22 protein-coding genes are annotated in these 13,035 nt (G+C 60.5%); 13 read left to right on the forward strand and 9 right to left on the reverse strand.

Features of this window, described 5'->3' with window-relative positions:
• From IE095_RS14595 to IE095_RS14645, 11 genes are all read left to right on the forward strand, one after another.
• A partial coding sequence (locus IE095_RS14595; protein WP_229804698.1) for an EF-Tu C-terminal domain-related protein occupies positions 1–72 on the forward strand: 72 nt, incomplete at its 5' end.
• Between the two features lie 55 nt (positions 73–127).
• Positions 128–436 (forward strand): 30S ribosomal protein S10, encoded by a 309-nt coding sequence (gene rpsJ / locus IE095_RS14600; RefSeq protein WP_164626364.1) that lies wholly within the window; start codon positions 128–130, stop codon positions 434–436.
• A 12-nt stretch (positions 437–448) separates the two neighbouring features.
• Positions 449–1,174 (forward strand): 50S ribosomal protein L3, encoded by a 726-nt coding sequence (gene rplC / locus IE095_RS14605; protein WP_189412417.1) that lies wholly within the window; start codon positions 449–451, stop codon positions 1,172–1,174.
• A complete protein-coding gene (gene rplD / locus IE095_RS14610; RefSeq protein ID WP_189412418.1) occupies positions 1,171–1,791 on the forward strand; it encodes a 50S ribosomal protein L4 in 621 nt (206 codons plus the stop codon). The genes rplC and rplD overlap by 4 nt, the downstream gene beginning before the upstream one ends.
• Positions 1,788–2,084: a 50S ribosomal protein L23 gene (locus tag IE095_RS14615; RefSeq protein ID WP_189412419.1), complete on the forward strand. Its 297-nt coding sequence runs from the start codon at positions 1,788–1,790 to the stop codon at positions 2,082–2,084. Before rplD ends, IE095_RS14615 begins: the two co-directional genes overlap by 4 nt.
• 268 nt (positions 2,085–2,352) lie before the next feature.
• A complete protein-coding gene (gene rplB / locus IE095_RS14620; protein ID WP_189412421.1) occupies positions 2,353–3,189 on the forward strand; it encodes a 50S ribosomal protein L2 in 837 nt (278 codons plus the stop codon).
• A 3-nt stretch (positions 3,190–3,192) separates the two neighbouring features.
• Entirely contained in the window at positions 3,193–3,471 is a 279-nt protein-coding gene (gene rpsS, locus IE095_RS14625) for a 30S ribosomal protein S19 (protein ID WP_189412422.1), read from the forward strand.
• 3 nt (positions 3,472–3,474) lie between these two features.
• Entirely contained in the window at positions 3,475–3,855 is a 381-nt protein-coding gene (gene rplV, locus IE095_RS14630) for a 50S ribosomal protein L22 (RefSeq protein WP_189412423.1), read from the forward strand.
• On the forward strand, positions 3,855–4,565 hold the full coding sequence (gene rpsC, locus IE095_RS14635; RefSeq protein ID WP_189412425.1) for a 30S ribosomal protein S3: 711 nt from the start codon (positions 3,855–3,857) through the stop codon (positions 4,563–4,565). Before rplV ends, rpsC begins: the two co-directional genes overlap by 1 nt.
• A gap of 14 nt (positions 4,566–4,579) precedes the next feature.
• Positions 4,580–4,993, forward strand: coding sequence for a 50S ribosomal protein L16 (gene rplP, locus IE095_RS14640; protein WP_189412427.1), 414 nt, complete (start codon positions 4,580–4,582; stop codon positions 4,991–4,993).
• A 78-nt stretch (positions 4,994–5,071) separates the two neighbouring features.
• A complete protein-coding gene (locus IE095_RS14645; protein WP_189412429.1) occupies positions 5,072–5,695 on the forward strand; it encodes a TIGR02466 family protein in 624 nt (207 codons plus the stop codon).
• 212 nt (positions 5,696–5,907) lie between these two features.
• Here the strand turns inward: IE095_RS14645 and trxA are convergent, their stop codons facing one another.
• The 3 genes from trxA to nth form a co-directional block, all read right to left on the reverse strand.
• Positions 5,908–6,234, reverse strand: a complete 327-nt coding sequence (gene trxA / locus IE095_RS14650) for a thioredoxin (RefSeq protein ID WP_189412430.1) — start codon at positions 6,232–6,234, stop codon at positions 5,908–5,910.
• A 123-nt stretch (positions 6,235–6,357) separates the two neighbouring features.
• Positions 6,358–7,347, reverse strand: a complete 990-nt coding sequence (locus tag IE095_RS14655) for an adenosine kinase (protein ID WP_189412431.1) — start codon at positions 7,345–7,347, stop codon at positions 6,358–6,360.
• Entirely contained in the window at positions 7,344–7,988 is a 645-nt protein-coding gene (gene nth, locus IE095_RS14660) for an endonuclease III (protein ID WP_189412432.1), read from the reverse strand. Before nth ends, IE095_RS14655 begins: the two co-directional genes overlap by 4 nt.
• A gap of 156 nt (positions 7,989–8,144) precedes the next feature.
• Here nth and IE095_RS14665 point away from each other — a divergent pair, with 156 nt between their 5' ends.
• The gene (locus IE095_RS14665) at positions 8,145–8,798 is read left to right on the forward strand and encodes a YiaD family glycine zipper/OmpA-like lipoprotein (RefSeq protein WP_189412433.1); all 654 of its coding nucleotides are present in this window, start codon (positions 8,145–8,147) and stop codon (positions 8,796–8,798) included.
• 80 nt (positions 8,799–8,878) lie between these two features.
• Here the strand turns inward: IE095_RS14665 and IE095_RS14670 are convergent, their stop codons facing one another.
• The 5 genes from IE095_RS14670 to IE095_RS14690 all read right to left on the reverse strand — a co-directional run bounded on the left by IE095_RS14670 (position 8,879) and on the right by IE095_RS14690 (position 11,434).
• The gene (locus IE095_RS14670; protein ID WP_189412434.1) at positions 8,879–9,439 is read right to left on the reverse strand and encodes a F0F1 ATP synthase subunit B; all 561 of its coding nucleotides are present in this window, start codon (positions 9,437–9,439) and stop codon (positions 8,879–8,881) included.
• 4 nt (positions 9,440–9,443) lie between these two features.
• Positions 9,444–9,980: a F0F1 ATP synthase subunit B' gene (locus IE095_RS14675; RefSeq protein ID WP_189412435.1), complete on the reverse strand. Its 537-nt coding sequence runs from the start codon at positions 9,978–9,980 to the stop codon at positions 9,444–9,446.
• Between the two features lie 83 nt (positions 9,981–10,063).
• The gene (locus tag IE095_RS14680) at positions 10,064–10,300 is read right to left on the reverse strand and encodes a F0F1 ATP synthase subunit C (RefSeq protein WP_189412437.1); all 237 of its coding nucleotides are present in this window, start codon (positions 10,298–10,300) and stop codon (positions 10,064–10,066) included.
• Between the two features lie 56 nt (positions 10,301–10,356).
• On the reverse strand, positions 10,357–11,109 hold the full coding sequence (locus tag IE095_RS14685) for a F0F1 ATP synthase subunit A (protein WP_189412439.1): 753 nt from the start codon (positions 11,107–11,109) through the stop codon (positions 10,357–10,359).
• Complete coding sequence (locus tag IE095_RS14690) at positions 11,099–11,434, reverse strand: AtpZ/AtpI family protein (protein ID WP_189412440.1); 336 nt, start codon at positions 11,432–11,434, stop codon at positions 11,099–11,101. The genes IE095_RS14685 and IE095_RS14690 overlap by 11 nt, the downstream gene beginning before the upstream one ends.
• 204 nt (positions 11,435–11,638) lie before the next feature.
• Between IE095_RS14690 and IE095_RS14695 the strand changes: the two genes are divergently transcribed.
• Positions 11,639–11,977 (forward strand): ArsR/SmtB family transcription factor, encoded by a 339-nt coding sequence (locus IE095_RS14695; protein ID WP_189412441.1) that lies wholly within the window; start codon positions 11,639–11,641, stop codon positions 11,975–11,977.
• 231 nt (positions 11,978–12,208) lie between these two features.
• Here IE095_RS14695 and IE095_RS14700 read toward each other — a convergent pair whose 3' ends face one another.
• The gene (locus IE095_RS14700) at positions 12,209–13,003 is read right to left on the reverse strand and encodes a division plane positioning ATPase MipZ (protein ID WP_189412442.1); all 795 of its coding nucleotides are present in this window, start codon (positions 13,001–13,003) and stop codon (positions 12,209–12,211) included.
• Positions 13,004–13,035: the final 32 nt, after the last annotated feature.

Consider the following 13,035-nt stretch of genomic DNA (forward strand, 5'->3'; position numbering starts at 1 on the left):
AAGCTCCGCTTCGCCATCCGCGAAGGCGGCCGCACCGTCGGCGCTGGCGTCGTGTCGAAAATCATCGAGTAACCAGAACGCGTGGGATGGGTGGAAACACCCATCCCGCCTAACGAAGGGCATGAAAATGCAAGGCCAGACTATCCGCATCCGGCTGAAAGCCTTCGATTACCGCGTCCTGGATGCCAGCACGCAGGAAATCGTCAGCACAGCCAAACGGACCGGCGCCACCGTACGGGGCCCGATTCCGCTGCCGAACAAGATTGAGAAGTTCACGGTTCTCCGTGGTCCGCACATTGACAAAAAGTCGCGCGACCAGTGGGAAATCCGCACGCACAAGCGTCTTCTCGACATCGTTGACCCCACCCCGCAGACCGTGGACGCGCTGATGAAGCTCGACCTCGCTGCTGGCGTGGACGTCGAAATCAAAGTGTAAGGGGGCATCACCATGCGCTCTGGCGTTATTGCAAAGAAACTGGGCATGACCCGGTTGTTCCTCGAAGACGGCAAACAGGTTCCTGTCACCGTTCTTCAACTGGACAGCCTGCAAGTCGTGGCTCAACGCACCGCAGACCGTGACGGCTATACCGCCGTCCAACTGGGTGCAGGCGTGGCGAAGGCCAAGCGGACCACCGCTGGCATGCGCGGCCATTTCGCGAAAGCGAATGTCGAACCGAAACGCAAGATCACGGAATTCCGGGTTTCCCCGGAGAACTTGATCGATGTGGGGGCCGAGATCACGGCTGACCACTATCTGGCGGGTCAGTTCGTCGACGTCGCAGGCACCTCGATTGGTAAGGGGTTCCAAGGGGCGATGAAGCGGCACAACTTTGGCGGTCTGCGGGCCAGCCACGGTGTGTCGGTCAGCCACCGTTCGCACGGTTCGACGGGCCAATGCCAGGATCCTGGCAAGGTCTTCAAAGGTAAGAAAATGGCCGGCCATATGGGTGCCGTTCGTGTGACGACGCAGAACCTGCAAGTCATGCGCACCGATGCAGACCGTGGCCTGATCATGATCAAAGGCGCAGTCCCCGGTTCGGCCGGTGGCTGGGTCACGATCAAGGATGCGGTGAAAAAGGCGGCTCCGGCTGGCCTGCCGCTTCCGGCAGCGATCCGCTCGGCCGTTGCAGCAGCTCCGGCAGCCGAAGTGGCTGTCGAAGGGGGTGAAGCGTGAAACTTGATGTGATCCAACTGGACGGCAAGAAAGCCGGTTCGATTGACCTGAGCGAAGATCTGTTCGGGCTGGAACCGCGTGCCGACATCCTGCACCGTGTTGTGCGCTGGCAGCGGGCGCGTGCCCAAGCTGGCACCCATTCGGTGCTGACGCGTGCCGAAGTGTCCTACTCCACCAAGAAGATCTATCGCCAGAAAGGCACCGGCGGCGCGCGCCACGGTTCCAAGAAGGCACCGATCTTCCGCCACGGTGGTGTGGTCAAGGGCCCGATCTCGCGCAGCCATGCGCATGACCTGAACAAGAAGTTCCGGGCTTTGGGTCTGCGCCATGCTCTTTCTGCCAAGGCGAAGGCCGGCGAGCTGATCATTCTGGATCAAGCCGTCATGGCCGAAGCCAAAACCACCTTGCTGGCCAAAGCCGCCAAGGAACTGGGCTGGAAGCGTGTGCTGATCATCGACGGTGCCGAAGTCAACGCAAACTTCGCTTTGGCCGCACGCAATGTCGAAGGTATCGACGTGCTGCCGACGATGGGTGCAAACGTCTATGATATCCTGAAGCGTGATCAGCTCGTGATCACGAAAGCGGGTATCGAAGCACTGGAGGCTCGTCTGAAATGAGCGCGAAACCCGAACATTACGACCTGATCAAAAAGCCGGTCATCACAGAAAAAGCCACGATGGCGTCGGAAAACGGCGCTGTGGTGTTCAACGTGAAGATGGAAGCGACCAAGCCGCAGATCAAAGAGGCCGTTGAGGCCGTCTTTGGTGTGAAGGTGAAGGCCGTGAACACGACGATCACCAAGGGCAAAGCCAAGCGTTTCCGTGGCCGTCCCGGTGAGCGTTCCGACCGCAAGAAAGCCTATGTGACCTTGGTCGAAGGCAACACGATCGACATCTCGTCGGGCCTCTAAGCCCCAGAGGCGTCTGGTAAAGGCCCCTGCTTTGGCGGGGGCCTTTTGCATTGCGGCTGTTGCGACCGGACGCTGCGTTAGCCCCCAAATGAATCTTCGCAAAACCGATACAACCGCACTGGACGCGCCCAAGGATTTCCCCTATGCAGCGCCCTGTCGCTTGGCCCCGGATTCGCTCCGGGGCTTTGTGATTTGTTATCTGGGATCTTCGGAGCCCTTCACCCGGAACCTCGCAAAAGGTTCCGCAAGCAAACGGAAGACAGAAAGCATGGCACTCAAGTCGTATAAGCCGACGACGCCAGGCCAGCGTGGGCTGGTTCTGATCGACCGTTCGGAGCTTTGGAAAGGACGTCCGGTTAAAGGCCTTACAGAAGGTCTTACGAAAACCGGCGGACGGAACAATACCGGACGCGTCACGATGTGGCACAAGGGCGGTGGCGCAAAGCGTCTTTACCGCATCGTGGACTTCAAACGCCGCAAGTGGGATATGGCCGCTGTTGTGGAACGGATCGAATATGACCCGAACCGCACCGCCTTTATCGCTTTGGTGAAATATTCGGACGGCGAGCTGGCCTATATCCTGGCCCCGCAGCGTCTGGCCGTGGGTGACAGCGTTGTCGCCGGCGCCAAGACTGACGTGAAACCGGGCAACGCGATGCCGTTCTCGGGGATGCCGATCGGGACGATCGTGCACAACGTCGAACTGAAGCCAGGCAAGGGCGGCCAATTGGCCCGTGCAGCTGGCACCTATGCCCAGTTCGTCGGTCGTGACGGTGGCTACGCCCAGATCCGGCTGTCGTCGGGCGAACTGCGCATGGTCCGTCAGGAATGCATGGCGACCGTTGGTGCCGTGTCGAACCCTGACAATTCAAACCAGAACTTTGGTAAAGCCGGTCGTCGTCGTCACATGGGCATCCGCCCGACCGTTCGCGGTGTTGCGATGAACCCGATCGACCACCCGCATGGTGGTGGTGAAGGCCGGACCTCGGGTGGTCGTCACCCGGTTACGCCTTGGGGCAAGGGCACCAAGGGCAACAAGACGCGCAGCAACCGCGCTACGGACAAGTATATCGTTCGTTCGCGTCACGCGAAGAAGGGGCGCTAAGCCATGGCACGTTCAGTCTGGAAGGGCCCGTTCGTCGATTCTTACGTCTTGAAAAAGGCCGAGAAAGCGAAGGATTCGGGCAAGAACGAAGTGATCAAGATCTGGTCGCGTCGTTCGACGATTCTGCCGCAGTTCGTTGGTCTGACCTTTGGGGTCTACAACGGCAAGAAACATATCCCGGTCAACGTGACCGAGGAAATGATCGGTCAGAAATTCGGGGAATATTCGCCGACGCGGACCTACTATGGTCACGCCGCCGACAAGAAAGCGAAGAGGAAATAAGCCATGGGTAAGGAAAAGAATCCGCGCCGCGTGGCCGATAACGAGGCGATGGCCAAGCTGCGCATGCTGCGCACTTCGCCGCAAAAGCTGAACCTCGTCGCCGGTCTGATCCGGGGCAAGAAGGTCGACAAGGCGATTGCCGACCTCACCTTCTCCAAGCGCCGCATTGCGAACGACGTGCTGAAATGCCTGCAATCGGCCATTGCCAATGCCGAGAACAACCATGGCCTTGACGTGGATGAACTCGTTGTGGCCGAGGCTTGGTGCGGCAAGAACCTGACGCTGAAGCGTGGCCGTCCGCGGGCACGTGGCCGTTTTGGCAAGATCATGAAACCGTTCAGCGAGCTGACCATCAAGGTGCGGCAAGTCGGGGAGTCTGCATAATGGGTCAGAAGGTCAACCCTATCGGGATGCGCCTACAGGTCAACCGGACCTGGGACAGCCGCTGGTATGCGGACACCAAGGACTACGGCAATCTGCTGCTGGAAGACCTCAAAATGCGCGAATTCGTGCATGAAGAGTGCAAGCAGGCTGGCGTGTCGAAGGTGATCATCGAACGCCCGCACAAAAAGTGCCGGGTGACGATCCACACCGCACGTCCGGGCGTGATCATCGGCAAGAAAGGTGCAGACATCGAAGGTCTGCGCAAAAAGCTGGCGAACTTCACCAAGTCGGAACTGCACCTGAACATCGTCGAAGTGCGCAAGCCCGAGATGGATGCTCAGCTGGTGGCCGAGTCGATTGCACAGCAGATGGAACGTCGCGTTTCGTTCCGTCGTGCCATGAAGCGTGGCGTGCAGAACGCGATGCGGATGGGCGCTCTGGGCATTCGGGTGAACGTTTCGGGCCGTCTTGGCGGCGCTGAAATTGCACGTACCGAATGGTATCGCGAAGGCCGGGTTCCGCTGCACACGCTGCGGGCTGACATCGACTATGCCCTGTCCGAGGCGGAAACGCCTTATGGGATCATCGGTGTGAAGGTCTGGATCTTCAAAGGCGAGATTCTGGAACACGACCCGCAGGCGCATGACCGCCGGCTGGCCGAAGCCCAGGACGGCCCCGCACCGCGCGGCGCTCGTCGCGATCGCGCGTAAGGGAGTAGGGACAAATGCTGCAACCGAAACGGACGAAGTTCCGCAAACAGCACAAGGGCCGGATCAGCGGCGAAGCCAAGGGCGGCTTTGACCTGAACTTTGGCACCTATGGTCTGAAAGCGACGGAACCCGAGCGGGTCACCGCTCGTCAGATCGAAGCGGCCCGCCGCGCGATCACCCGCCACATGAAACGCCAAGGTCGCGTCTGGATCCGGATTTTCCCGGATGTTCCGGTCTCGGCCAAGCCGGTCGAAGTGCGGATGGGTAAAGGCAAGGGCTCGGTCGACTATTGGGCGGCCAAGGTAAAGCCGGGCCGGATCATGTTCGAGATCGACGGCGTTGCCGAAGTGATCGCGCGTGAGGCTCTGCGTTTGGGCGCGATGAAACTGCCGGTCACGACCCGCGTCGTGGTGCGTGAAGACTGGTAAGGAAGATGGGCAGATTGCCCATCCTACAAATAGAGGCCCCGCCGGAAACGGTGGGGCCTTTTCAACAGGGAGAAGACCATGGCCGAGATTTCCACGCTTTTCGTGACCCGCCTGTATCGCGCGGCTTTGAATGATCTGGCGAAGGTGCCGGTGGATTATGATGAGCTGAAGCGGACCTGCGAGACCTTTGCTGAGGATGACGAGGCGGGGCAGCAGTGGTGCGAGGACAACGGCTATCCCGGCTATACCAGCTATGCCTCGCTTTCTGATCTGGCCTGGCGGTCTCCCTTGTTTGCCGACCTGACGAAGGCGCTGGACAAGCATGTGGCGGCGTTTTGCAAGGCGTTGGAGTTTGATCTGCAAGGCAAGAAGCTGAAATGTGACAGCCTGTGGATCAATATCCTGCCCGAGGGCGGCACCCATGCCAGCCATATTCACCCGCATTCGGTGATTTCCGGCACGACCTATGTTTCGATGCCCGAGGGGACCAGTGCCCTGAAACTGGAAGACCCGCGCCTGCCGATGATGATGAATGCCCCCCTGCGGAAGAAGGGAGCGGATCAGGCGGTGCGGCCCTTTGTTTATGTGAAGCCTTTGGTGGGCGATGTCCTGCTGTGGGAAAGCTGGCTGCGGCATGAGGTGCCGATGAACATGGCCGAGGAAGAGCGGATTTCGGTGAGTTTCAATTACAACTGGGGCTAGGTTTTCACGCGTGAAATTGGTTCTATAGTACTGACATTGATTATATATTTAGACTATAGAATATATTAAACGGCCAGCCGAAGGCATCTGCTGTGGCAAGTCGCGTCAATTGGGGCGGATCTTGCCGCAGAGCGCTGGGGACCTGGTCGGGACACCAAGCGCAAAGAAAAGGCGGCCCCGAAGGACCGCCTGTCATTCCGAATGGCAGGGAATCAGATCGCCGTCTTGATCCAGTTTTCCAACGCGGCTTTGGGCGCAGCGCCGACCTTGTTGGAAATCACTTCACCGCCCTTGAACATGAAGAGGGCAGGGATACCGCGAACACCCAGTTGCGCCGGGCTGTCCGGGTTCTCATCCACATTGACCTTCACGATCTTGATCTTGCCGGCGTATTGCGCGGCAAGTTCTTCCAGCGCCGGGCCAATCTGGCGGCAGGGGCCGCACCATTCGGCCCAGAAATCCACGACAACCGGCACATCCGACTGGCGCACTTCGGCGTCGAAGGTCTGGTCGGTTACGGCAACGGTGGCGACGCCCATGATCCATACTCCTTGGATGCGGCTTGAACAGGACCATGAACCTAAGAACCTGATCTAGCCCCGTCAAGGGCAAGAGCCGCAATCCGTCGTATCAAAGCCGCCTTGCATGGGCCGCATGGCAGCTTAGATCAGGCCCGCGCTGCGGAACAGCGCCTTGACGTCTGACTGGGGGCGCGCGCCGACATGGCCGATCACCTCACGCGCGGCGATGACACCCATTTTGGCGGCGCGTTCCAGCGATTGGCCGGTGGCCATCCCGTAAAGGAAGCCCGCCGCGAACTGATCGCCCGCGCCGGTGGCATCGACGGGGGTGACGCGGCTGACGGGCGCCTCGGCGCGTTCATCGCCGTGGAAAACCAGCACGCTTTCGCCCGAACGGGTGCAGACCACCGTTTCACAGGCGGCCCGTGCTTTGGCCAAGGCGGCATCCAGATCGTCGGTTTGGTAAAGCGAGGTCCATTCGTGGACATTGCCGATCACGAAATCCATCTGTTCGTTGATCAGCCGAATGAAATCGTCGCGGTGACGGTCCACGCAGAAGGGGTCTGACAGCGCAATCCCCGCCTTGCCGCCACCCGCATGGCAGGCATTCGCGGCCTTGAGGAAGGCCTGTTTGCCCTTGTCTTTGTCGAACAGATAACCCTCAAGGAACAGCCAATCGGTCTGGCCCGCCACGGCCTCGCTCACATCCTCGGGCCCCACCTCGGAGGAGATCCCCAGATAGGTGTTCATCGACCGCTCACCATCGGGCGAGACAAAGATCATCGAACGGCTGGTCGGCAGATCGGCCCCCGCGACCGGCGCATTCGGGAAATCGGTGCCATCCTTGGCCAAGGCCTTTTCATAGAACCGCCCCAGCGCATCATCCCGCACCCGTCCGATGAAAGCGGTCTTAAGGCCCAAGGCCCCTAGCCCGGCCAGGCTGTTGGCCACGGAACCGCCCGGCACCTCGGAATGGTTCTTCATCGCCGCGTAAAGCGTTTCCGCCCTTTCGCGTTCGACCAGTTGCATGATGCCTTTCTCGATCCCCATCAGGTCCAGAAACACGTCATCGGCCTGTGCCAAGACATCCACAATGGCATTGCCGATGCCCACAACCTGATAGCGGCTCATGCAGTCTTCTCCTCGAACGGACAAAGGTCGTTGATCAGGCAATCCGCACAGCGCGGTTTGCGCGCTTGGCAGATATACCGCCCATGCAGGATTAGCCAGTGGTGCGCATGATGCTGGTATTCGACGGGAATGTTGTCTTCGATGGCGCGTTCCACCGCCACCACATCGCGGCCCGGACAAATTCCCGTCCGATTGCCGATACGGAAGATATGCGTGTCGACGGCCTGTGCCGGATGGCCCCACCACATGTTCAGCACCACATTCGCCGTCTTGCGGCCCACCCCCGGCAGGCTTTCCAAGGCTGCCCGCGAACTGGGCACCTGACCACTAAAGCGTTCGACCAGCAGGCGCGACAGGGCGATCACATTCTTGGCCTTGTTGCGGAACAGGCCGATGGTCTTGATGTGCTGCGTCAGCGCCTCTTCACCCAAGGCCAGCATCTTTTCTGGCGTGTCAGCGATGGGGAACAGCGCGGCAGTCGCCTTGTTCACCCCGATGTCGGTTGTCTGCGCCGACAGGGCCACCGCCACCAACAGGGTAAAGGCGTTTGTATGGTGCAATTCGCCCTTGGGTTCAGGTTCCACCGCCTGAAAGCGGCGAAAGACTTCGCGGATCGTGTTATAGTCCATCTGGGGCTGCATATCTTCCTTCTGCCAAAGCCCGCGCCCTTGGGCAAGCATCGGCGGAAAGCGGCGCATTTCGCCTTGCGGCTATCGGGAACCAGAGGTGGTTGGTATACGTTGAGACATGGCCTGCCCTGATGCAGGCCGGCAACAACATTGGGCACGAGCCACATCATGATGAAAACCCCGCTGATCCTTTCCTTTGCTGGCGTTCTGGGCCTTTCGGCCTGCGTCTCGAACGATCCCTATGCCAATTCCAACGACCCGAACGCCCGCGCCAAAGGTGGTGCGATCACCGGCGCGTTGATCGGCGGTGCTTTGGGGGCGATGACCTCGGACAAGCACAAGGCCGACAAGGCTTTGGCCGGGGCCGTCTTGGGTGGTCTGGCCGGTGGCGCCATTGGTGCGGGGCTGGACAAGCAGGCGGCCGAACTGCGGTCGGTGAACAGCGCCTTTACCGTGACGAATATGGGTGACTATCTGATCGTGAACATGCCGCAGGACGTGCTGTTCGCGACTGACAGCGCCGCGCTGCGCCCGGATCTGCAATCGAGCCTTGCAGCCGTGGCGGCGAACCTGAACCGCTATCCGAATTCGACGATCGAGGTGATCGGCCATGCCGACAACTCCGGCACGGCGGCCTATAACCAAGATCTGTCCGAACGCCGCGCTTTGGCCGTGGCGGGCGTGCTGCGGGCCAATGGCGTGGCCGGGGGCCGTGTGGGGGCCTATGGCCGGGGCGAGGCACAGCCTGTCGCATCGAACCTGACGCCCGAGGGGCGGGCGCAGAACCGGCGCGTGGAAATCATCATCCGCCCGACCCGCTGAACGGGCGATACGCAAGGAAAAGGGCAGGCGAAACGCCTGCCCTTTTGCTTTGGTCTGTGTCGCTTTTAGTGAAGACGCTTTTAGTGAAGGCGGGCCGCCACCTGGATGATCGCATCGTCAATCGACGATTGCGCTTTTTCCTTGGTGGCCTGTGCCGCCAGAACCTCGGTCGCCGCAGCCACGGCCACGTTCACCGCTTTCTCGCGCACTTCCCGCACCGCCGCCGCCTCGGCGCTGGCGATCCGGTCGGTTGCCGCCGCCAGACGGCGGGCAATCGAAACCTTCAGCTCTTCCTTGGCTTGCGCCGCAGCGGCCATCGCCTCTTCCTTGGCCGAAGCTACGATCCGTGCCGATTGCTCTTGCACTTCACGCGCCTTGCGGTCGTAGGAACCCAAAAGCTCCTTGGCCTCTTCCCGCAGGGCGCGGGCTTCGGCCAGTTCTGCTTTGATCTGCTCGGCCCGCGCATCCAGCATGCCCGTGACCTTGCCCGGCACCTTCATGTAGACAAGGATGCCCACGAACAGAAGGAAGGCCAGCAGCACCACGAAGTCGGTGTTGCGCAGCGAAAAGAAGGGGCCGGTGGCCGCAAAGGCCGGGCTTGCCATCAGCGTTGCGGCCGTCGAAAGGATCAGCTTGTTCATCAGATTACCCTTTCAGTCGGGCAGCAACCGCTGCCTGAATAGAGGCCGCATCGGCATTGCCACCCAGAACCGAAACCAGTTCTTGCGCGGTTGCGCCGGCCACTTCGGTCACGCTTTGCAGCGCGCCGGCCCGGATTTCGCCGATGACCTTTTCCGATTCCGCCGTCTTGGCCGCGATTTCGGCATCGGCCTTGGCTGTCGCCGCATCCAGATCTTTCTGGATTTCAGCTTTCGCTTCGGCCACGATTTTTGCCGCTTCGCTCCGCGCGGTTGCCAGCGCGTCGTTGTAGGCTTTTTCCGCGTCGCGGGCTTTTTGCTTCAGCTCTTCGGCCGCCGCCAGATCATTGGTGATCGTGCCACGACGTTCGGCCAGAACCGCCCCGATGCGCGGCAGCGCGATGCGCGACAGCACGACATAGATGACGACCAGCGCCACCAGAAGCCAGAAGATCTGGTTCGGGAAATGGGCGAACTCAAGTTGCGGAATGCCCGCTTTCGCGGCCTCGGCCCCGTGTTCCGCCACTGTTGTCTCAGTTGCCACGTTGTCCTCCTTCGGATCCGTTTAGCGGATCAGCGGCACCCGGTTAGGATGCCGCTGTCCAGATACAGGATTCGAATTCCGGATCAGACCGCGAACATCAGCAGCAAAGCGACGAGGAACGAGAAGATCCCCAGAGCTTCGGCAAAGGCCAGGCCGATGAACAGCGTCGCGGTTTGCGAGGCAGCAGCCGACGGGTTGCGCAGGGCACCGGCGAGGAAGTTGGCAGCCACGTTGCCGACCCCCATAGCGGCCACGCCCGAACCGATGGCGGCCAGACCGGCACCGATGAACTGACCCAGGTTTGCGATTTCGCCTTCCATGATTTCTCTCCTTGGATGGTATTCTGATGTGTTTCGGTTGTTCGTATTGACGCTGGTCAGTGGCCCGGATGCAGGGCGTCTTTCAGATAGACACAGGTCAGGATGGTGAAGACATAGGCCTGAATAAAGGCGACCAGCACCTCCAGCCCATAGACGGCGGCGATGCCAAAGATCGCCAGCGGGCTGATCAGCGTGACTGCTGCAAAGCCTGCGAAAACCTTGATCATGGCGTGACCGGCCATGATGTTGCCGGCCAGACGAATGGAATGGCTGACCGGACGGACGAAGTAGCTGATCACCTCGATCACCGCGATGATGGGGCGCAGGATCAGCGGCGCATCGGACATCCAGAACAGGCCCAGAAAATGGGTGCCGTGTTTGATCAGGCCCAGCAGGGTGACGAAGATAAAGACGCCAAAGCCCAGAACCGCCGTCACCGCGATATGCGAGGTGGGTGTAAAGGACATGGGCAAGAGGCCCAGCATGTTGGCGAACAGGATGAAGACGAAAAGGGTCATGATCATGGGGAAGTATTTCACTCCGTCATGCCCCGCGATTTCCTCGACCATCTTGTAGACCATGCCATAGGCCATTTCCGCCATCGACTGGATGCGGCCCGGAATGACAGCGCGGCCACGGGTGCCGAAAACGAACAGGGCAACCACGACCAGCACGCAAAGGCCCAGCCAGAGGGTCACGTTGGTCGGCGTATACCAGTGGATCGGACCATCGCCGAACAGCGGCTTGATCTGGAACTGGTCCAGAGGATGGAAAACCAGTCCGCCTTCCTCGTGCGCTTCACCCGCCATTGTCTTCCCCTTCACCGGCCGCCTTGGCGACCTCTCTTCTCTGCACTTCACGGGCCGAACGCAGCATGGTCTTTATCCCTGCCGCAAGGCCCGCCAGAATGAACAGCACCAGAAACAGCGGCATGGTCCCCAAGACCTTGTCCAAACCGAAACCGATGCCAAAGCCGATCATCAGACCGGCCACCAACTCGATCACCATCCGCCAGGCCAGGTTGGCCTGACGAAAATCCTTTTCCGCGCGGGGCGGCGGCGTGTTGGCCGCTTTGACCTTGGTCAACCGCTCCTCAAGCCGCTCGAGCTGGGCGCGGGTCGCATCATCGGTCATGGTCAGAACCCCGTGGAATTCGCGGGCAAACTAGGTGCGAGGGGGGCAGGAGTCAAGGCGGCATTTCATGCGGAGAAAGCCAATTAAGTATATGATTTAAAATTATAAATTATGTAGCCCGACATTACCGGCCATCCGGGCGCGGCCCAGCCCATATTCAACCATCCGGTTGACGGTTTGCCCGCAAAAGGGCAAAGCAGGGCCATGGATGCCGCCCTCGACACCGCCTTTGCCGCCTTGGCCGACCCTACCCGCCGCGCCATTCTGGCGATGCTGTTGGAGGATGACATGGCCGTGACCGATGTTGCCGCCCCCTTTGCCATGTCGCTGGCCGCCATATCCAAACATCTGAACGTTTTGGCCGACGCGGGACTGATCACGCGTGAGAAGCGCGGGCGGGTCATCTGGTGCAAGTTGGAACCCGATTCCCTGCGGGCCGCTTCGGTCTGGATGCAGGGCTTTGGCCAATTCGAGCCGGTTAACCTTGAGGCCTTTGAACGTTTCCTTGAAACCGAGTTGTCGGACCCACCGCCCGAAGAATAGCCCGCAACCGGAAACATTGCCCAGATAACGCGCCAAACAATCCCCGCGTGTGCCGCAGTTTTGCCCCGACTCCCGCAGAAGCTGAACCCATCGAAGGCAAGACAAGCGGAGTAATGATCATGCGGTTTTTGATGTCCCTGTTCGAGGCAAGCGTCGGGAATGACACCTTTACGCGTCGCCTGGACCGCTTGAGCCGCCGTCAGCCCGCCCCGGTGACGGGCCGCGTGGTCTTTAGGACTCGGTCAGCACGTCGGGGAGCCTGAGTTCCCGGATCAGGTCGCGCAATTCCTGCCGGGCGGCGATGTTTGACATGTTCATCTGCCCCTCGCCGGTTTCTTTTAGGTCCAGCAAGGTCAGGCCCTTGGGGAACAATTCCCGAAAGATCACCCGTTCGGAAAAGCCTGGGGCGACACGAAAGCCGATGCGGCGCGACAATTCTTCCAGCGCCGCGCCCACCTTGCGCTTGTTGTTCATCGCTTGCGCGCCAAGCCGGTTGCGCAAAACGATCCAGTCGATGGGCTTTAGCCCGGCCTGCGCCCGCGACTGGCGCGCGGCCCAGACCATTTCAGCATAGATCGACGGCCCTAGAACCTTGCCGCTGTCGGGGTCGGTGCGGGCCAGAAGGTCGAAATCAATGAAACTGTCGTTGAGGGGGGTGATCAGCGTGCTGGCCGAGGCATGGGCCATCTGGCTGAGTTTCGTATGGCTGCCGGGGCAGTCGATGACAATGAAATCAGTGGCGCTGTCCAGATGCTCCATCGCCGCAGACAGGCGTTCGCCGTCCTGCGTATCGGTCTTTTGGCTGCTGGAGAGGTCGACATATTCCGGCATCGGCAGATTGTGCCCCGAACGGGCGACAAAGGCGCGGCGGTTTTCCAAGTAGCGGCCAAAGCTGCGCTGGCGCAGATCAAGGTCCAAGGCGCCGACACGCTTGCCCAGCCGCAAGAGGGCGGTGGCGACATGCATCGAGGTGGTCGACTTGCCCGAGCCACCCTTTTCATTCCCGACAACGATAATATGCGCCAAATCTTCCCCCGCGCATGGAATTCATGGGCTGG

This window comes from Neogemmobacter tilapiae (genome assembly GCF_014652215.1).
In the GTDB taxonomy this organism is placed as follows: Bacteria; Pseudomonadota; Alphaproteobacteria; order Rhodobacterales; family Rhodobacteraceae; genus Neogemmobacter; species Neogemmobacter tilapiae.